Here is a 17,769-nt window from a genome sequence, read left to right as displayed (position 1 = left end):
CCGCGAACCACGTAGGTCGGCGCGCAGAATGGCCAGCATGATCGACTTCACCGTTCCGGATGATCTGGCCGCACTGCGAGATCGGGTTCGCGCCTTCGTCGTCGAGCAGATCGTGCCGTTCGAGCGCGATCCCCGGCTCACCGCGCACGGCCCGAACGACGACCTGCGGGCCGAACTCGTCGAACTGGCCCGCGCCGAGAAGCTGCTGACCGTGCAGGCGCCGGTGGAATACGGCGGGCTCGGACTCAGCCACGTCGAGCAGGCGCTGGTGTACGAGGCGGCGGGGTGGTCCACGCTCGGACCGGTCGCCATGAACTGCGCCGCGCCCGACGAGGGGAACATGTTTCTGCTCGGCAAGGTCGCCGACCCGGAGCAGGTCGACCAGTATCTGATGCCGGTGATCCGCGGTGAACAACGCTCGGTGTTCGCGATGACCGAGCCCGGTGGGGCCGGTTCGGATCCCGGACAGCTCAGCACCGAGGCGGTGTTCGACGGCGAGAACTTCGTGATCAACGGCCTCAAGTGGTTGATCACCGGCGCCGACGGCGCCAAGACCTGGATCATCATGGCCCTGCTCGCCGAGAACCCCCACCTGCCCGCCGGGCCGACCCTGTTCCTCGCCGACGGTGACGCGCCCGGCATCGTGATCGAGCGGATCATGAACACGATGGACCGCAACTACGTCGGCGGGCACGCGGTCGTCCGGTTCGACAATCTCACGCTGCCGCCGACGGCCGTGCTCGGGCGCACCGGACAAGCCCTGCGGTACGCGCAATTACGGCTCGCCCCCGCCCGGCTCACACACTGCATGCGCTGGCTCGGCGCGGCGGCCCGCGCCCAGTCCATCGCGCTGGACTACGCGCGTACCCGCACCGCGTTCGGCAAGCCGATCGGCGAACACGAGGGCGTGTCGTTCATGCTCGCCGACAACGAGGTGGCGCTGCACCAGTGCAGACTGACGATCTGGCACGCCTGCTGGCTGATGGATCAGGGGCAGCAGGCCAGGCACGAATCGTCGATGGCCAAGTCGTATGTGTCCGAGGAACTGTTCAAGGTCACCGATCGCTGTGTGCAGGTGCTCGGCGGGATCGGGATCAGCGACGAGACGGTGGTGGAGATGTTGTTCCGGGACATGCGCGCGTTCCGTCTTTACGATGGGCCGACGGAAGTGCACAAGTACGCGATCGGCAGACACTTGCTGGCCGGTCGCTAGTACGATTCCATCCCATGAGTTCGGAATTGCTCGTCGATGTCGAAGGCGGCGTCGCGCTACTGACGCTCAACCGACCAGCCAAGCAGAACGCCGTCACCCCGACGATGGCGGCCGAGCTGAGCGCCGCCCTTCGCCGGTGCGATACCGAGGACGCGATCCGCGCCGTCGTGATCACCGGCACGCCGCCTGCCTTCTGCGCGGGCGCCGACCTGGCCGCGCGCGGTGGCGACGTGAGCGCCACCCTCGATCCGCCCCCCTGGCAGGTCCGTAAACCGGTGATCGCCGCGGTGAACGGGCACGCGGTCGGTATCGGGCTGGCGCTGGCTCTCCAGTGCGACCTGCGCTATTTCGCGCGCGACGCGGTGTACGGGCTGAATCAGGTGCGTCGCGGGGTGCTCGCCGACGGGTTCGCGCACTGGACGGTGCCGCGCCTGGCCGGCCTGGCCAACGCCGCCGACATCATGCTCACCGGGCGCACCTTCGACGGTGACGAAGCCAAGTCACTCGGGCTGGCCAATGCCGCACTGCCCGCCGACGAGGTGCTCATGACCGCGATGGCGGTGGCCCACGACATCGCCACCGGGACCGCTCCCCTGCCGGTCGCGCTCACCAAGCGGCTGATCTGGGAGAGCCTCGGCATGACGCCTGCGGTGGTCGGGCAGCTCGAATCCGAGCTCAACGCGCAGGTTGCCAAGAGCGTCGACGGCGGCGAGGCGATGGTGGCGTTCAAGGAGCGTCGCCCGCCGAACTGGACCGGCAGCGTCAGCGGCGAATGGCCCGCCTGGGACGCGCCCGGCGTGCGCCCGAGCCTGGACTGAGCCTCAGAAGTTCCCGTTGCAGGACCCGGCCAGGTACAGCATCGCGAACAGCAGCATGCAGATGGTGCCGAAGATGCCCGCGATATAGCCGATCATCACCTGAGACCGGCCGCTGAGCGCACCGTAGGACGCGTCGATGTCGTTGAGTGCCCGCTTGCCGAGCACCCACGCGACCGGCCCGAAGAGCCCACAGCAGAACGGGCTGAGCAGCCCGAGCACAAGGATCAGGTTGGCCTGCGGGTGCTCGACCGTTTCGCCGATCGGCTGATTAGGGATCGCCACAGCACGAATTGTACGGTGACAGAGCAGTTTTGCCCGTCAACCGCGCGGACTCAGCCCAGACGGCGCTGCCTGGCGATGTCGGCGAGGACGACGCCCGCGGCGACCGAGGCGTTGAGGGACTCGACCGGGCCCGCCATCGGGATGCTCAGGATCGAGTCGCAGTTCTCGCGAACGAGCCGCGACAGGCCCTTGCCCTCGGAACCGACCACGACGACCGTCGGGACGCTGCCGTCGAAGTCGTCGAGGGTGGTGTCGCCGTCGGCGTCCAGGCCCACGATCTGGATGCCGTTCGAGGCCCAATCCTTCAGCGTGCGAGTCAGATTGGTCGCCCGTGCGACGGGCAGCCGGGCGGCGGCACCGGCGCTGGTACGCCATGCCACGGCGGTGACGCTCGCGCTACGACGCTGCGGGATCACCACGCCCTGTCCGCCGAACGCGGACACCGAGCGGATGACGGCACCGAGGTTGCGGGGGTCGGTGATGTTGTCGAGCGCGACCAGCAGCGCGGGTTCGGCGGTGGCCTTCACCCGGTCCATCAAGTCGTCGGGGTGTGCGTAGCGGTACGGCGGCACCTGCAGGGCCACGCCCTGGTGCATTCCGTTGGCGCTCAGCCGGTCCAGATCGGTGCGGGGCACCTCGAGGATGGAGATGCCCATGTCGGCGGCGCGCTGCACGCTCTCCGAGAGCCGGTCGTCGTTCTCGGTGCCGACCGCCACGTACAGGGCGGTCGCGGGCACGTCGGCGCGCAGACACTCGAGGACGGGGTTGCGGCCGAGCACCAACTCGGGACCCTCGTCGGACTTGCGTCCCGCACGCGGAACGCCGGACTTTCCGGTCGGCCGACCCTGTGCCGCATTGGCTTTGGCCGCCGCTCTGGCCCGCTTGGCGGCGGGGTGCTTGGTGCGCTCGGACGCGGGCGGAGTCGCGCCCCTGCCCTCGAGACCGCGGCGATGCTTCCCGCCGGAACCGGCGACGGCACCCTTCTTGGTGCCGCTCTTCCTGACTGCTCCGCGTCGCTGTGAATTGCCTGCCATCAGTTCGCCTTTCCGCTCGATGCGCCCAGCGACCATTCCGGCCCCTGCGGGGTATCGGTTACCTCGATACCCGCGGCGATGAGCCGATCCCGTGCGGCATCGGCTTCTGCCCAGTTCTTGTCGGCCCGCGCGTTCGCGCGGCGATCCAGCTCCGTGCGGACGAGCACGTCGAGCGCGTCGATCGCCGCCGAATTGTCGGCGGGGGTGTACCACTGTTCGTCGAGCGGGTCGACGCCGAGAATTCCCAGCATCGCCCGCACCTGACCGGCCAGTTCGACCGCGGTCTCCACCGCACCCGCTTCCAGCGCGCGATTGCCCTCGTGCACCACGTGGTGAATTTCGGCGAGCGCCTTCGGGACTGCCAGATCGTCATCGATCGCGGCGGCGAATCCGTCGGTCCATTTTCCGATCGGCACCTCGCCCGCCCGGTCCAGCACTCGCTGCACGAAGGCTTCGATGCGCTGATACGAGGCGACCGCGTCGTCGAGTGCCTTGTCGGAGTATTCGAGCATCGAGCGGTAATGCGCGCTGCCCAAGTAGAAACGCAATTCTACCGGGCGCACCCGGGTGAGGACATTCGGCACCGAGAGCACGTTGCCGAGTGACTTCGACATTTTCTCCCCGCCCATCGTCACCCAGCCGTTGTGCAGCCAGTAACGCGCGAAACCGTCGCCCGCGGCTTTGGACTGGGCGATCTCGTTCTCGTGGTGCGGGAAAATCAAATCCATTCCACCGCAGTGGATATCGAATTCCGCGCCGAGATAGAACTCGGCCATCGCGGAGCATTCCAGGTGCCAGCCGGGGCGACCGGGACCCCATGGCGACGGCCAGCTCGGCTCGCCGGGCTTGGCGGCCTTCCACAGCGTGAAGTCGCGGGGGTCGCGTTTGCCGCGGGTCGGGGTCTCACCCTGGTGCACGTCGTCGAGTTTGTGGCCCGACAGCTCACCGTAATGAGGCCAACTCACCACATCGAAATAGACATCGCCGTCGGCGGCATACGCATGACCGCGCTCGATCAGCCGCTGCATCAGCTCGACCATCTGGGTGATGTGACCGGTGGCGCGCGGTTCGGCCGAGGGCGGCAGCACGCCGAGCGTCTCGTAGGCCTTGTCGAACGCGCGCTCGTGGGTCGCTGCCCATTCCCACCACGGCCTGCCCGCTTCGGCGGCCTTGTTCAGGATCTTGTCGTCGATATCGGTGACATTGCGGATGAACTGCACGTCGTAGTCGTGCGCGAGCAACCAGCGACGCAGCACGTCGAAGGCGACGCCACTGCGCACATGACCGATATGGGGTTGCCCCTGCACGGTGGCCCCACACAGATACACCGAGGCACGGCCGGGGACCAGCGGGGTGAATTCCCGCATGGTCCGCGTGTCGGTGTCAAAAAGGCGCAAGGTCACGGCATTCGATCCTAGTCGGTGGGATTGGGGTGGGGTTGACCGGCCGGTTCGTGGCGCCGTGGTGAACGGAACGGCTGATCGAATCGGCGAAAAGCAATACGCGGAAGGAAAGGTTCAGTGGCCCGTCGGGGCTACGAACATGCTGCGATCAGACAGGTGGAGATGGCGGCGATACCCTCGCCGCGACCGGTCAGACCGAGACCGTCCGTCGTGGTACCCGACACCGAAACGGGGGCGTCGAGGAGTTCGCCGAGCACTTTTTGCGCTTCGGCGCGGCGGGGGCCGATCTTCGGGCGATTACCGATGACCTGCACCGCGGCGTTCACGACTTCGAAGCCTTCGTCGGCCAGCAGCCTGCGGACCTCGATGAGCATGGCGGCCCCGGTGACACCGGCCCATTCGGGGCGGCCGACGCCGAAGACAGCGCCCACGTCGCCGAGGCCGGCGGCGGAGAGCAGGGCGTCACAGAGGGCGTGGGCGGCGACGTCACCGTCGGAGTGGCCCGCGCAGCCGTCGGCGTCCGGGAACAGCAGACCGGCCATCCAGCAGGGCCGTCCCGGCTCGATGGGGTGTACGTCGCTGCCGATACCGACTCTCATCGGGCAACCGCCTGCTCGACGCCGGGACGCCCGACGGCAGGCGACCGACCGCCGTCGGCCAGCCGCGCCTCGGCCAGGCGCAGGTCGAGGGGGGTGGTGATCTTGAATGCCAGTGGGTCACCGGGGACCGTGTGCACGGCGACACCGAGGCGTTCGACCAGACCGGCGTCGTCGGTGGCGCCGACGTCGGTGGCGTAGGCGCGGCGGAGTAGGTCGGCGGCGAAGCCCTGGGGGGTTTGGATGGCGCGCAGGTGGGCGCGATCGGGGGTCCCGGTGACGATGCCCGCGTCGTCGACCGATTTCACGGTGTCCACGACGGGCAACGCGGGAACCACGGCCTGGCTGCCTGCCTGGAGCTCGGCGGCCACCCGTGCGATGAGTTCCGGTGGTGTGAGCGCTCGTGCGGCATCGTGCACGAGATAGAACGCGGCGTCGGGCGCGGCGGCGATGCCCGCGCGCACCGAATCGGTGCGCTCGGCGCCGCCCACCACCACCTGCACCGGCACAGGGGGCATCGAACCGCCGGTCAGCGAGGTGGTGGTGGACAGCAGCGCGGATGCGGCCTCGACCAGTTCGGCGGGCACGACCACGACAACCCGGTGCACCGCACCGGACGCGATCAGACCGTCGACGGCCAACCGGACCATAGGTGTGCCGCCGACCGCGACGAACGCCTTCGGGGTGGGTTCACCCAGGCGCACGCCACGACCGGCGGCAGGGACCAGTGCTACGACAGGTCGCACTTGTTTGTTTGTTTCTAGGAAGCCGCGGCGAGAACCTCGTCGAGCAGCGATTCGGCCTTGCCGTCGTCGGTGCCCTCGGCGAGCGCGAGCTCACCGACGAGGATCTGACGAGCCTTGGCGAGCATTCGCTTCTCACCGGCGGACAGGCCGCGGTCCTGCTCACGACGCCACAGGTCACGCACCACTTCGGCCACCTTGTTCACATCGCCGGAGGCGAGTTTCTCGAGGTTGGCCTTGTAACGGCGGGACCAGTTGGTCGGCTCCTCCGTGTGTGGCGCGCGCAGCACCTGGAAGACGCGGTCGAGACCTTCTTGGCCGACGACGTCACGGACGCCGACGTATTCAGCGTTCTCTGCGGGAACCCGAACGGTCAGGTCGCCTTGCGCAACCTTCAGGACCAGATACTCTTTCTGCACACCCTTGATGGTGCGGGTCTCGATTGCTTCGATCAGCGCCGCTCCGTGGTGGGGGTAAACGACGGTGTCTCCGACCTTAAAAATCATGTGTCCCGTGCCCCTTTCGATGTTCACAGTTTAACATGCGACTCGATAACGGCGCGATCAACTGTGCAGGTCAGGGCCACAACGAGGCCATCGCAGGGGTTGACAATCCAGAATTGTTGTGCATTGTGTTGTGCCAGAACGGGTTAACCACCAGCACAGCGACAGGTTATCGCACAGGGCGATCCCGGCATCGATCCGGCAAACCCCCTCGAGACACCGAACTGTTACTTCCGCACCCGCGCGTCGCGAGCCCGAACGTCACCCGCGCGAAGTGAACTACTACGCTGCCTAGTTACTACCCTCCGATCCCCGTGTGGACGGAGTGAGCCCGGTCGACATGGAGGACAAACCGTGACTGCCCTGAAAGCTGTGACCGCCCACTCGGCGCGACGTCGCATGGTGACGGTTGCCGCGCTCGCCGCTGCCGCGGGCATCGCCCTGACCGGCTGCAGTGCCGGCCAGCACACCCAGACCTCGACGCAGGCCGCCGCGATCAACGGCAACCACGCCAACGTCGGCGCCATCGCCCTGCGCAACGTGCACATCGTGTACCCGGAGGCCGCCGCCGAGCACGACAAGGGCGGCAAGGCGGTGATCGCGATGTCGATCATCAACAACAGCGAGACCGTCACCGACGAGCTGACCAGCGTGAGCACCGACCTGGGCCAGGTCAAGATCACCGGGCCCGCGGGCGACCCCAAGTTCGTGCTGAAGCCGCAGCAGACCGTGGTCGTGGGACCGGGCGAGACCAAGCCCGCCGCGGCCGACGATCACCACGGCGCCACCTCGGCGGCGCCGACCACCTCCGCGGCCGCGCCGACCAGCGCCGCCGCGGGCATCGACATCCCCTCGAACGATCCGGTGAAGACCCCGGCCACGATCGAGATCACGGGCCTGTCCAAGGACATCGTTCCCGGCCTGACCTACAACGTCACCTTCAACTTCAAGGACGCGGGCACCGTGCAGGTGTCGGTCCCGGTCGATGCCGCGGCCGTCCCGCGCATCGAGAACGAGAAGTCCGGCCCGGCGCCCGAGGGCGCGGGCGGTCACTGACACCAGCCGTAGGGAAGAGCCGTCGCGAACTTCGCGGCGGCTCTTCCTTTTTGTGTCGGTCCGGGTCCGTAGGGTGCGCGTGTGGCCAAGACCAAAGCAGTCTTCCGGTGCTCCGCGTGCACGCACGAGGTGTCCAAGTGGGTGGGTAAGTGCCCTGATTGCGGTGCCTGGGGAACGGTGAACGAGGTGGCCGTTTCGGCCTCCAGCGCGGCCCCGGGGCGGCGGGCGATGCTGCCGAGTACCGCGGCGGCGCCGTTGTCGCAGATCGACGCCAAGGTCACGCAGGCGCGGTCGACGGGGGTGAGCGAGCTCGATCGGGTGCTCGGGGGCGGTGTGGTGCCCGGGTCGGTGGTGCTGCTGTCCGGCGAGCCGGGAGTCGGCAAGTCGACGCTGCTGCTCGAGGTCGCGTTCCGGTGGGCAGCGGCGCGCGAGGAGACCGCGCTGTATGTGACCGCCGAGGAGTCCGCCGGGCAGGTGCGGCTGCGGGCCGATCGCACGGGTGCGGTGCACGACCGCGTGTACCTGGCGGCCGAATCGGATCTGTCGATCGTGCTCGGGCATGTGGAGCAGGTGCGGCCGACGCTGCTGGTCGTCGACTCCGTGCAGACCATGCTGGCACCGGAGGTGGACGGGGTGATCGGCGGTGTCACCCAGGTGCGCGCGGTCACCGCGGCGCTGACCTCGCTGGCCAAGGCGACCGGGATCGCGGTGCTGCTGGTCGGGCACGTCACCAAGGACGGGAACGTGGCAGGCCCGCGCACGCTCGAACACCTGGTGGACGTGGTGCTGCAGTTCGAGGGCGACAAGAATTCGTCGCTGCGCATGGTTCGCGGCATCAAGAACCGGTTCGGCAGCGCCGACGAGGTGGGCTGCTTCGAACTGCACGACGACGGCATCGCCTGCGTCGACGATCCGTCCGGGTTGTTCCTGCACCATCGCACCGACACCGTGCCGGGCACGGCGGTGACCGTCGCGATGGACGGCAAACGGCCGCTGGTGGCCGAGGTGCAGGGGCTGACCGTCAAGACCGAGATCCCGCAGCCACGCCGGGCGGTGAGCGGACTGGACTACAACCGCGTCGCCATGGTGCTGGCGGTGTTGCAGAGCCGGGGCCGGGTCTTCCTCGGCAAGCACGACGTGTACGCGGCGACCGTCGGCGGGATGCGCCTGCTCGAGCCGACCGCCGACCTGGCCATCGCCTTGGCCATCGCCTCCGCCGAGGCCGACATCGCCCTGCCCGCGGGGTGGGTGATCCTCGGCGAGGTCGGGCTGGCGGGTGAGGTTCGCAAGGTCACCGGGCTCGGCAGACGCCTGGCCGAAGCCGAACGGCTGGGGTTCACCACCGCGCTCGTTCCGCCCGGTTCGGAGAAAACCAAGACCGGCACGATGCGTATCCACGAGGTCGGGGATCTGCGATCGGCACTGCGATTGGCCGAACTCCGCAAATCCCGCGCACCCCGCGAAGTGGTGGCGGTGGAATAACTCCGGCAACCGGCTGATTCAGCGCCGGTTCGCCATTGCTCCGCCAATGTCCATTGACGGCACCGCCGATCTTGCGAACGCTGCAAATCAACCCATCTTGAACATGTGACCTATGGCGCACCCGCACAATGCCCCCGGCCTGCGGGAGCGCGGCGTCAAGAGGCGAGGTTGAACGGCTCCGCGGCGCTGCGAACGGCACCGAGCTGGGCCACGACCATGTACGCACCCGCGGGCACCTGGAGGCGGTCACCCGCGCACTGCGGCTGCGAGGTGGTGCCGAACCAGGTGCCCTTGTAGGAGAGTTGTTCACCGGCCTTGAGCGTCTTCATCTCCGCCGGATCGTCCTGGTTGCAGTCGTTGCTCGCCCACAGCCTGCGCTGGCCGTCGAGGGTGTAGACGAGGAACTGTGGGCCCGCGCCGAGATCGCGCGAGCAGGCCGCGGACGAGATGTTGGTGATCACGGTGCCGAACGCGGGCTGGTCGCCGACCCGATAGGTCGGCTGGCCGACCGTCACCTTCAGCGCCAGCGACTGGTCCGAGCACGGCTGTGCCGCGGGCTGGTCGGCGGCGGCCGTCGTCGCGCTGGGCGTGACCGACCCACTGCTGGGCGTGGTCGACGCGCTACTCGACGCCGAGCTCGTCTCGGACGCGCTCGACTCCGCCGACGTGGTCGTGCTCGCGGCCGCCTTGTCGGCGCCGGACGAGTCCCCACCGCGCGCGACCATGGTGACGAGCCAGATCACGATCGCGAGCGCGACGACGATGACGCCGATCGCGAGTGCACGGCGGCGCCAGTAGATCTCCGGTGACAGCGGTCCATTCGGTTCCAGCACGCCTCAACGGTAAGCGCAGCGCGCAGGGGCGCGCTCGATGACCTCGGCGTGTCGGGGGCCGAACCGGGGAGAAGCGGGCGGTTCAGACCACCTCGCCGATATTGCCGACAGTGCGCCGCAGGTGCACGCGACCGTCTTCGAGCTTGTAGGTGACGCTCGCGATAGCGCACTGACCAGTGGCAACGCGCTGGGAGATGATCATCGAGCGCTGCATGAGCAGCTTGCTGGTCTCCACCACGTGACGCGCTTCGAGATCGTCGAGCGAGGTGAGCCCTTCGCGTCGCCCGACCAGGATCGACGGGGTCACCCGCTCGACCACGCTGCGAATGAACCCGCCGGGCACCTCGCCGCCGTCGAGTGCGTCGATGGTGGCTTTCACGGCGCCGCAGCTGTCGTGCCCTAGGACGACGATCAGCGGCACATTGAGCACCTCGACGCCGTATTCGATCGAGCCGAGCACCGAACTGTCCACGACATGGCCCGCTGTGCGCACCACGAACATGTCGCCGAGCCCCTGGTCGAAGATCAGCTCGGCGGCGACGCGGGAATCACCGCAGCCGAACAGGATCGCGTGGGGGTTTTGGCCCTTGACGAGTTTGGCTCGGTCCGCGGCACCCTGGCTAGGATGCTGCAGGGTGTCGTTGACGAAGCGCTCATTGCCTTCGCGCAACGACTTCCAGGCGCTTATCGGATTGGAACCAGGCATACCGACCATTGTGCACAGACCCTTGGTTACCAGCGAGTCCGCCACGTTACGCGTCGGCAAAGAGAGACTGGCTCAGAGGAAACGGGAACAGTGAGCATCGACGCGCAGGCCCTGCTCGACTGGTTCGACGACACGGCGCGCCCGCTGCCGTGGCGCGAACCGGACGCGACCGCATGGCACATCCTGATGAGCGAGATCATGCTCCAGCAGACGCCGGTGGTGCGGGTGGAGCCGATCTGGCGCGAATGGGTGGCGCGCTGGCCGGTGCCGTCGGCGATGGCGGCGTCCTCGCAAGCGGAGGTGCTGCGGGCGTGGGGCAAGTTGGGATATCCGCGGCGGGCGTTGCGGCTGCACGAGTGCGCGCGGGTGCTGGCGACCGAACACGGTGACGTGGTCCCCGCCGACGTCGACGTGCTGCTGAGCCTGCCCGGCATCGGCGCGTACACCGCTCGCGCGGTGGCCTGTTTCGCCTACGGGCAGCGAGTTCCCGTGGTGGACACGAACGTTCGGCGCGTGGTGGCTCGGGCGGTCCACGGCAGGGAGCCCGGCAACCCGTCCTCGCGCGATCTCGCCGAAACCGAAGCGCTGCTCCCTGTTCCGGTGCCGCGGGCCGCGAGGTTCTCGGCCGCCCTGATGGAACTGGGCGCGCTGGTATGCACGGCCCGCAACCCCGACTGCGCCCGCTGCCCGCTGCCGAGCTGCGCCTGGGTCACGGCGGGCAAACCGGCCGCCGACGTGGTGCGGAAGGTGCAGAAGTACGAGGGCACCGACCGTCAGGCCCGTGGGCGGCTGCTCGATGTGCTGCGCGACGCGTCGGGCCCGGTCGAGCGGATTCGCCTCGACCTGGCATGGACCCGCGATCCGGGTCAGCGTGCGCGAGCGTTGGACTCGCTGCTGGTCGACGGGCTGATCGAGCAGACCGACGATGGGCTGTTCGCACTCGCGGGCGAAGGAAGCCCCACCGGGTGATGTCGGATCGCGGCACGCACCGAGAGAGCGGGACGACCGCCGGCCGGCTCACCTCGTGACGCGCTCCAGGAACTGGCCGACGTGTTCGCGGTATGCCTCGGGTTGTTCGTCGTGCACGAGGTGGCCTGCCTCGGCGATGCGCACATACTCCGCGTCGGGATGCACCTGCGCCATCGTCCGCATCTGCCCCGGCGGGGTGATGGTGTGCTCACCCTCGATGAGCAGCGTGGGCACCCGCAGCGACTTCCATTCGGCCCAGAAATCGCGCGTGCCCCACTCCTCGGAGATCGCGCGGAAGGTGTCCACCTCGCCGTGTAGCCGGTAGCCGTCGGACGCGGCGGTGAACGCGCGCAGGAAGTACGTGCCCGCGACCGGGCCGAAAAAGTCGAGCACCGCCTGCTCGTCGGCGAACGGTTGCGGCCAGGAGTGGATCAGCTCGGCCCAGTGGGCGGCGGTGCGGCCGGTGAAATCGGGAGCGATGTCCTCGACGACGATCGCGCGCACCCGCTCGGGCCAGGTCGCCGCGAAGACCCACCCGTGGATCGCGCCCATCGAGTGCCCGACGATCACCATCGGCTCGGTGATCGCGGCGGTGCGCTCGGCCAGGTCGGCCACGAACGCCTCCGTCGTGAGCTCGGCGGGCGCCGGCCGACCGTGCCCGGCGGCGTCCACCGCATACACATGCCCGAACTCCCGCAACCACGGCACCTGATCGGCCCACGTCCGCGCGCTCCCCATCAGCCCGTGCAACAGCAGAATCGGAACCCCGGACCCACCTTCGTCGTACAACACATCTCCGATACTGCCCCAGCTACGTCACGTCGCCGAAGGCGAGTTCGCGGGCCGCGAACACCCGGCGCCGGCCGGCAGAGATACTGTCTGCATGGCTGTTGTGAAGATCAATGCGATCGAAGTTCCCGAGGGCGCGGGCCCCGAGCTGGAGAAGCGGTTCGCCGCGCGTGCCGGCGCGGTGGAGAACTCCCCCGGTTTCCTCGGATTCCAGTTGCTGCGCCCCGTCGCCGGCGACAACCGGTATTTCGTGGTGACGCAATGGGATTCGGAGGATTCGTTCGCCGCGTGGCGTGACGGTCCGGCCCGTGCGGCGCACGCCGGAAACGGTGGTGACGGCGAGCGTCCCAAGCCGGTGTCGACGGGTGCCTCGCTGCTCGAGTTCGAGGTCGTCCTCGACGTGCCCGCGAAGGCCTGACAGCGGCGTTTCCGCTGGACATGCGGTTACGTGTATTGACGTGGACGGCTCGCGGCTGTCACAGTTCGAGGGAACACGCGAGGGTGCGCGGTAATTCCGGTGTGAGTCCGGAGCGGTCGCGCCACTGTATCCAAGTACCGGGTCCCCGGTGCCGGAGAGCCAGACACCGGCACCTTCGCACCACACTTCAACCGTGGGACGCGTATCCCTAGAGGAGGACCCGAATGGCTATCGCGCATTCACCCAGCCGGTCTACCGGTCTCGACACCCTCGCAACCGTGCTCGTCACGGTCGGTGTCGTCCTGCTTGCACTGCTCGCCCTGTACCTGGTCGGTTTCGACCAGGGGGCCGTCTCGCGTAGCGGGATGTTCCTGCACGAGCTGATGCACGACGGACGCCACCTGCTGGGTGTTCCGTGCCACTGATCGGATCACTCAAGACCCTGCTGTTGCGCGGCCTGCTGGCCGGCTTGATCGCCGGCCTGCTGGCCGCGACAGTGGGCTACTTCGTCGGCGAGCCCCAGGTGGACGCCGCGATCGCTATCGAAGAGGCCGCCGCCGCTCCGGCCGAGCACGGCCACGAAGCCGCGCAGCCGCAGGGCCACTCCCACGGCGACGAGGAAGAACCGCTGGTCAGCCGGCCGGGCCAGAAGGCGGGACAGTTCCTCGCACTGGGCTTGGCGGGCATGGCGTTCGGCGCGTTGTTCGCGTCGGCGGTGAACGTGGCTCGCCGGTTCACGAACCTGTCGGGGCCCCAATTGTCGCTGACCTCGGCGGTTCTCGCGTGGGCGGCGATCGTCGCGGTGCCGTTCTTCAAGTATCCGGCCAACCCGCCCGCGGTGGGCGATCCGGACACCATCAACGAGCGCACCTGGCTGTGGGTCGCGGCCGTCGTCCTCGGCCTGCTGGCCGTCGCGGCCGCCGTCGCGGCCTACCGTGCGCTCGCCGCGTCGGACACGCTGCGACTCATCGCCGGGGTGGGCGCGTTCGTCGTGGTCACCACGGTCGGTTACGTGCTGCTGCCCGGCGTGAACGAGGTGGCCGACGACTTCCCCGCCACCCTCCTGTGGAACTTCCGGGTGGCTTCGCTGGCCGAAACCACCACGCTGTGGGTGAGTTTGGGGCTGGCGTTCGCCGCGCTCACGGAATTCGCCTCGCGGCGTAGCACTCCGGTAGTGGACAAGGTTCCTACCGCAGGGTGATCCTCGCGAGCAGCTGAGAACGGCAGTGTCGGTGTCATGACCGGCACTGCCTTTCTTGTTTCCAGCACTCGCCCCCGCGCCGTGAATGTCGCCTTCGGCGGGATCGTCACAGCGCTCGCCGCCGGGGTCGCCGAGGGACTGTTGCGCGCCGTTCGTGGCGGCGATGAATTCGGCGCCACCGCAACGGGTCTGCTGCCCCGGCTCGCCATCTACCTGGCCGTCGCCGGGGTCGCCCTGTACATGCTGAACGGCAGCCGGGTGGCCCGTGCGCTACTGACCGTCGGCATCGGCGTGGTGGGCCTGGTCTCGCTGATCATCGAGCCGCTGGCGGTGGTGCTGTCGACCGACGATTACGCGACCCTGCTCGACGGCATGTCCCCCAGCTCGACCGTGCTGGCAGGCTGCCGGACCGTGCACATCCTGGCCGTCGTCCTCGCGATCCCGGCCATGTACACCCCCGCCGCGCACCGCTGGTTCACCCAGCGGTGACGGCGAGCGCCGCTCAGGCCAGTGCCGCGTCCAGCTCGATCTCGGCCACACCGGTGAGGGCCTTGCTCACCGGGCAACCGTTCTTGGCCGCGAGGGCAGCCGCGGCGAACCCGTCGGCATCCAGCCCCGAGGCACGCCCGCGCACCGTGAGCTTGATCTTGCTGATCTGGAAGCCACCGGCCGGGTCGGGCGCGAGGGTGACATCGGCGTTGACATCGAGGCTTTCCGGCGTCCCACCGGCATTGGCGATCTCCGCCGACAGCGCCATCGAATAGCACGACGAGTGCGCCGCCGCGATCAGTTCCTCCGGGCTGGTGCCCTCGGCCGTGTCGGCCGCCCGGCGTGGGAAGCTCACATCGAACTTGCCCACACCCGAGCTGGCCAGTTCAACCTGCCCGGACCCGTCCTGCAGTCCGCCTGACCAGAGTGTGCGTGCGCTGCGAGTCGGCATCGCGATCCTTTCGGTTCGAGTTGTATTGCGTGGCGATGACGAACCTACTCGGGTCCTCAGACGGTGGCGCTGGTGATTTCGTCGAGACGCTCGAGTTTGTCCGGCCAGACCTGCTGGTGCAGATCCCGGATCGCCGCGGTGGGGAAACCCGAGTGGCGCAGACGCAGGCGGATACCGCGTGGTTGTTTGAGGAATTCGGCGGCGACCACCGTTTCCACGCCGTCGGTGGCGGCGGTGACCCAGGTGAATTCGATCCGCCGATTCGGCTCGAGCAGCAGAATGCGGCCGTAATGGGGGTTGCGCTTGTCGGGCGAGCCGGTGTCGAAGTAGAGGGGCTCGTTGACGGCGGGGCGCATCAGCACCGATCCGGGAACGGCCAGCCATAAATCCAAGCCTTGGGTCCAGGCCGCGTAGAGCAGGCTGGGCTGGGCTTTCATCACGCGCTCGACCGTGAGCTCGTGTGGCCGCGTGGACAGGTCCGGGGGGCGAACTGGCTGGTCCATCAGCCGACCTTACCGGTCATGACCGGCCGATCCTCGCATCGGGTGTGCGACAGAGTTACTCAGGATTCGTCACCCGCGCGAGCACGATGCCGCCGAGGATCAGCGACAGCGCCAGCGCGCGGCCCGCGCTCAGCGGATCCTTGTGCACGAGCACCCCGAGACCGATCGCGCCGAGCGCGCCGATTCCGGTGAAAACCGCGTAGGCGGTGCCCACCGGGAGGGTCTGCATGGCGCGCGAGAGCAGATATACCGCCAGGGAGCCGAGCGCGACGCAGAGCAGGGTCGGACCGAGTCTGGTGAAGTTCTCGGTCGGTTTGATGGTTTGTGACCAGACGATTTCGACGAGCCCGGCCAGGCCGAGCACTATCCAGCTCATCGCACGTAATCCTTTGCCAGCGAACGCACTTCGGCCTGCGCGGCGGCGAGCGAGGCTTCGTGAGCGTCGCGCAGATGGGCCAGGTTCGGATCCTGCCCGGCATTGGCCAATTCGGCGTTGACGAAAACCGTGTCGGTGACCGCGAAGTGGCCGGCGAAGAAGTCGCGCAGAAAGCGCTCCTGGTAGTCGAACGCCGCTTTGGGCGCACCGGGCGAGTACGCACCGCCGCGGGCGGTCACCACGACGAACCTGCGTTCCCCCAGCGACATTCGGGGAAAGGTGACCTGGTCGAGCCATGCCTTGAGAGCGGCGGGGACGGAGTAGTTGTACATCGGTGTGCCGATCAGGATCACATCGGCGGCCAGCACCTGCGCCAGCAGCGGTTCGGCCACCCGCCATGCGGCCTTCGCCGCGGGAGTGACGGCGAGTTCCGGGAGCCGGTCGAGGTCGGTGGCCCCGGCGGCGAGGACGGCGTCACACAGTTCGGTCCAGCCCTCGTCGATGAACGGCGTCGGCTCGGCGGCGAGGTCGCGATAGGTGTAGGTGCCGCCGGGTTCGGCGTCGCGCCAGGCCCGGACGAATTCGGCGCCCAGCTTGCGGCTGAGGGAGTTCGTGCGAGCGCTGGCATCGAGGTGCAGCAGGTGAGTCATGACGGTTCCTAACTGGACATGATGTCCACTTGTTGATCTCTCGACGATAGAACACAAGTGGACATGTTGTCCAGATAATCGTTGCCGGGTTACAGTCGACCCATGGAGCCACGATCCGACCTGATCACCGGCTTGGCGCTGGACGCGCAGCCACCCACCGAGCGCACCGACGCGGCCCGCAATCGCGCGAAAGTACTGGCGGCGGCCGCCGACCTCTTCGCCACTCGCGACCCACGCACGGTCACCATGGACGACATCGCCAAGGCCGCGGGCGTGGGCCGCGGCACCCTCTACCGCCGCTACCCCGACCGCAACGCGATCGCCGTCGCCCTCCTCGACGAGCACGAACGCGCCCTCCAGGAACAGCTCCTGCGCGGCGCACCCCCGCTCGGCCCCGGCGCTGCCCCGGCCGATCGCCTGGCCGCCTTCTACGCGGCGATGATCGAATTGCTCACCGCCCACGCTCATCTGGTGCTCGGTGCGGAGATCGGCGGCGCCCGCTTCGCCACCGGCGCCTACGGGTTCTGGTCGGCGCACGTGCGGTCGCTGCTGGTCGAAGCCGGTGTGTCACAGCCGGATTCGCTGGTCGATCCGGTCCTCGCGCCACTCGCCGCCGAGGTCTACCTCCAGCAACGCGACCGCGGCTTGTCGCCCGAGCAGATCACCGCCGGTCTGTCCGCCCTCGCCCAGCGCCTCCTGCGTGCCTGATCGATGACCTCGGACCCCACTCCGTGTCGGACCCGAGCAGTACCGTCCGGCAGGTGACGAGCACCCCCGAAGACATCTCCCGATTCTGGAATCTGATCGCGTCGGCCTGGACGGCCACCGGTACCGAACCGTCCGCCGCCCTGCGGTCGGCAGCAGACGACCTCGACAGCCGACTCGACGCCTTCCTGACGCAGTTGAGCGCCCTGTCAACAGATTTCAGCAGCGCGGAACTGACCGCGCTCGACCGCGTCGCCGAACGCGCGCTGTACGACATCGATCGCGCCGACCTCCAGGCGGTCACCGACGGCTCCGACGACGGCTTCCTCTACGCCCGGGGATTCATCGTGGCCATGGGCCGCGACTACTACGACGCCGTCAGCTCCGACCCGGAGGCCGCGACCACCGACGCCGAATGCGAGCAGATGTGCTATTTCTTCGCCCACCTGCACAATGAGCGCTTCGGCGCCTTCCCCGACACGGGCTCGGGAATCTCCCGTGAAACGGCGTCCAACCCGGCCGGTTGGTCCTGACCTGACGCGCAGGTAG

24 protein-coding genes are annotated in these 17,769 nt (G+C 68.4%); 11 read left to right on the top strand and 13 right to left on the bottom strand.

What is annotated here, in order from left to right; all coding sequences use genetic code 11:
- Positions 1-37: 37 nt before the first annotated feature.
- On the top strand, positions 38-1,213 hold the full coding sequence (locus ACFTS5_RS16440; RefSeq protein WP_378631579.1) for an acyl-CoA dehydrogenase family protein: 1,176 nt from the start codon (positions 38-40) through the stop codon (positions 1,211-1,213).
- Positions 1,214-1,227: 14 nt separating this feature from the next.
- Positions 1,228-2,031 carry an enoyl-CoA hydratase/isomerase family protein gene (locus ACFTS5_RS16435; RefSeq protein ID WP_378631577.1) on the top strand — a complete coding sequence of 268 codons (804 nt, stop codon included), beginning with the start codon at positions 1,228-1,230 and terminating at the stop codon, positions 2,029-2,031.
- 3 nt (positions 2,032-2,034) lie between these two features.
- Here the strand turns inward: ACFTS5_RS16435 and ACFTS5_RS16430 are convergent, their stop codons facing one another.
- The 6 genes from ACFTS5_RS16430 to carD form a co-directional block, all read right to left on the bottom strand.
- Complete coding sequence (locus ACFTS5_RS16430) at positions 2,035-2,313, bottom strand: DUF4190 domain-containing protein (RefSeq protein WP_378631576.1); 279 nt, start codon at positions 2,311-2,313, stop codon at positions 2,035-2,037.
- A 50-nt stretch (positions 2,314-2,363) separates the two neighbouring features.
- Positions 2,364-3,347, bottom strand: coding sequence for a 23S rRNA (guanosine(2251)-2'-O)-methyltransferase RlmB (gene rlmB / locus ACFTS5_RS16425; RefSeq protein WP_378631574.1), 984 nt, complete (start codon positions 3,345-3,347; stop codon positions 2,364-2,366).
- Positions 3,347-4,750, bottom strand: coding sequence for a cysteine--tRNA ligase (cysS, locus tag ACFTS5_RS16420; RefSeq protein WP_378631573.1), 1,404 nt, complete (start codon positions 4,748-4,750; stop codon positions 3,347-3,349). Before cysS ends, rlmB begins: the two co-directional genes overlap by 1 nt.
- 131 nt (positions 4,751-4,881) lie before the next feature.
- Positions 4,882-5,349, bottom strand: a complete 468-nt coding sequence (gene ispF / locus ACFTS5_RS16415) for a 2-C-methyl-D-erythritol 2,4-cyclodiphosphate synthase (protein WP_378631571.1) — start codon at positions 5,347-5,349, stop codon at positions 4,882-4,884.
- A complete protein-coding gene (gene ispD, locus ACFTS5_RS16410; RefSeq protein ID WP_378631570.1) occupies positions 5,346-6,092 on the bottom strand; it encodes a 2-C-methyl-D-erythritol 4-phosphate cytidylyltransferase in 747 nt (248 codons plus the stop codon). The genes ispF and ispD overlap by 4 nt, the downstream gene beginning before the upstream one ends.
- Before the next feature lie 14 nt (positions 6,093-6,106).
- Positions 6,107-6,595, bottom strand: a complete 489-nt coding sequence (gene carD, locus ACFTS5_RS16405; protein WP_019044685.1) for an RNA polymerase-binding transcription factor CarD — start codon at positions 6,593-6,595, stop codon at positions 6,107-6,109.
- 351 nt (positions 6,596-6,946) lie between these two features.
- On the opposite strand from carD, the gene ACFTS5_RS16400 reads away from it, so the two are divergent.
- Both ACFTS5_RS16400 and radA read left to right on the top strand, forming a co-directional pair.
- On the top strand, positions 6,947-7,648 hold the full coding sequence (locus tag ACFTS5_RS16400) for a hypothetical protein (protein ID WP_378631569.1): 702 nt from the start codon (positions 6,947-6,949) through the stop codon (positions 7,646-7,648).
- An 81-nt stretch (positions 7,649-7,729) separates the two neighbouring features.
- Entirely contained in the window at positions 7,730-9,130 is a 1,401-nt protein-coding gene (gene radA, locus ACFTS5_RS16395; RefSeq protein ID WP_378631567.1) for a DNA repair protein RadA, read from the top strand.
- A gap of 155 nt (positions 9,131-9,285) precedes the next feature.
- On the opposite strand, the gene ACFTS5_RS16390 is transcribed toward radA, so the two are convergent.
- Both ACFTS5_RS16390 and ACFTS5_RS16385 read right to left on the bottom strand, forming a co-directional pair.
- A complete protein-coding gene (locus ACFTS5_RS16390) occupies positions 9,286-9,963 on the bottom strand; it encodes a hypothetical protein (protein WP_378631566.1) in 678 nt (225 codons plus the stop codon).
- Positions 9,964-10,045: 82 nt separating this feature from the next.
- Positions 10,046-10,669: a carbonic anhydrase gene (locus ACFTS5_RS16385; protein ID WP_056819369.1), complete on the bottom strand. Its 624-nt coding sequence runs from the start codon at positions 10,667-10,669 to the stop codon at positions 10,046-10,048.
- A gap of 90 nt (positions 10,670-10,759) precedes the next feature.
- Between ACFTS5_RS16385 and ACFTS5_RS16380 the strand changes: the two genes are divergently transcribed.
- On the top strand, positions 10,760-11,638 hold the full coding sequence (locus ACFTS5_RS16380) for an A/G-specific adenine glycosylase (protein ID WP_378631565.1): 879 nt from the start codon (positions 10,760-10,762) through the stop codon (positions 11,636-11,638).
- Positions 11,639-11,686: 48 nt separating this feature from the next.
- Here ACFTS5_RS16380 and ACFTS5_RS16375 read toward each other — a convergent pair whose 3' ends face one another.
- Positions 11,687-12,430 (bottom strand): alpha/beta fold hydrolase, encoded by a 744-nt coding sequence (locus ACFTS5_RS16375; protein WP_378631563.1) that lies wholly within the window; start codon positions 12,428-12,430, stop codon positions 11,687-11,689.
- A gap of 91 nt (positions 12,431-12,521) precedes the next feature.
- On the opposite strand from ACFTS5_RS16375, the gene ACFTS5_RS16370 reads away from it, so the two are divergent.
- The 4 genes from ACFTS5_RS16370 (at position 12,522) to ACFTS5_RS16355 (ending at position 14,535) form a co-directional block, all read left to right on the top strand.
- Positions 12,522-12,845 (top strand): antibiotic biosynthesis monooxygenase family protein, encoded by a 324-nt coding sequence (locus ACFTS5_RS16370; protein WP_378631562.1) that lies wholly within the window; start codon positions 12,522-12,524, stop codon positions 12,843-12,845.
- Between the two features lie 224 nt (positions 12,846-13,069).
- Positions 13,070-13,270: a CbtB-domain containing protein gene (locus ACFTS5_RS16365; RefSeq protein ID WP_019044677.1), complete on the top strand. Its 201-nt coding sequence runs from the start codon at positions 13,070-13,072 to the stop codon at positions 13,268-13,270.
- Complete coding sequence (locus tag ACFTS5_RS16360) at positions 13,261-14,046, top strand: CbtA family protein (protein ID WP_378631560.1); 786 nt, start codon at positions 13,261-13,263, stop codon at positions 14,044-14,046. Before ACFTS5_RS16365 ends, ACFTS5_RS16360 begins: the two co-directional genes overlap by 10 nt.
- Before the next feature lie 36 nt (positions 14,047-14,082).
- Positions 14,083-14,535, top strand: coding sequence for a hypothetical protein (locus tag ACFTS5_RS16355; protein ID WP_378631559.1), 453 nt, complete (start codon positions 14,083-14,085; stop codon positions 14,533-14,535).
- Positions 14,536-14,548: 13 nt separating this feature from the next.
- Here ACFTS5_RS16355 and ACFTS5_RS16350 read toward each other — a convergent pair whose 3' ends face one another.
- The 4 genes from ACFTS5_RS16350 to ACFTS5_RS16335 are packed head-to-tail and all read right to left on the bottom strand — an operon-like array spanning position 14,549 to position 16,515.
- Positions 14,549-14,986 carry an OsmC family peroxiredoxin gene (locus ACFTS5_RS16350; RefSeq protein WP_378631557.1) on the bottom strand — a complete coding sequence of 146 codons (438 nt, stop codon included), beginning with the start codon at positions 14,984-14,986 and terminating at the stop codon, positions 14,549-14,551.
- 56 nt (positions 14,987-15,042) lie between these two features.
- Complete coding sequence (locus ACFTS5_RS16345) at positions 15,043-15,489, bottom strand: SRPBCC domain-containing protein (protein ID WP_378631556.1); 447 nt, start codon at positions 15,487-15,489, stop codon at positions 15,043-15,045.
- A 55-nt stretch (positions 15,490-15,544) separates the two neighbouring features.
- Positions 15,545-15,865: a DMT family transporter gene (locus ACFTS5_RS16340; RefSeq protein WP_378631554.1), complete on the bottom strand. Its 321-nt coding sequence runs from the start codon at positions 15,863-15,865 to the stop codon at positions 15,545-15,547.
- The gene (locus tag ACFTS5_RS16335) at positions 15,862-16,515 is read right to left on the bottom strand and encodes an FMN-dependent NADH-azoreductase (protein WP_378631553.1); all 654 of its coding nucleotides are present in this window, start codon (positions 16,513-16,515) and stop codon (positions 15,862-15,864) included. The genes ACFTS5_RS16340 and ACFTS5_RS16335 overlap by 4 nt, the downstream gene beginning before the upstream one ends.
- A gap of 102 nt (positions 16,516-16,617) precedes the next feature.
- Between ACFTS5_RS16335 and ACFTS5_RS16330 the strand changes: the two genes are divergently transcribed.
- Positions 16,618-17,223, top strand: coding sequence for a TetR/AcrR family transcriptional regulator (locus tag ACFTS5_RS16330; protein WP_378631551.1), 606 nt, complete (start codon positions 16,618-16,620; stop codon positions 17,221-17,223).
- Positions 17,224-17,276: 53 nt separating this feature from the next.
- A complete protein-coding gene (locus ACFTS5_RS16325; protein WP_378631550.1) occupies positions 17,277-17,753 on the top strand; it encodes a DUF4240 domain-containing protein in 477 nt (158 codons plus the stop codon).
- Positions 17,754-17,769 lie beyond the last annotated feature (16 nt).

Origin of the sequence: Nocardia sp. NPDC056952, assembly GCF_042674185.1 — a bacterium.
Lineage (GTDB): Bacteria > Actinomycetota > Actinomycetes > Mycobacteriales > Mycobacteriaceae > Nocardia.
This window is presented reverse-complemented; position numbering and strand designations above follow the sequence as displayed.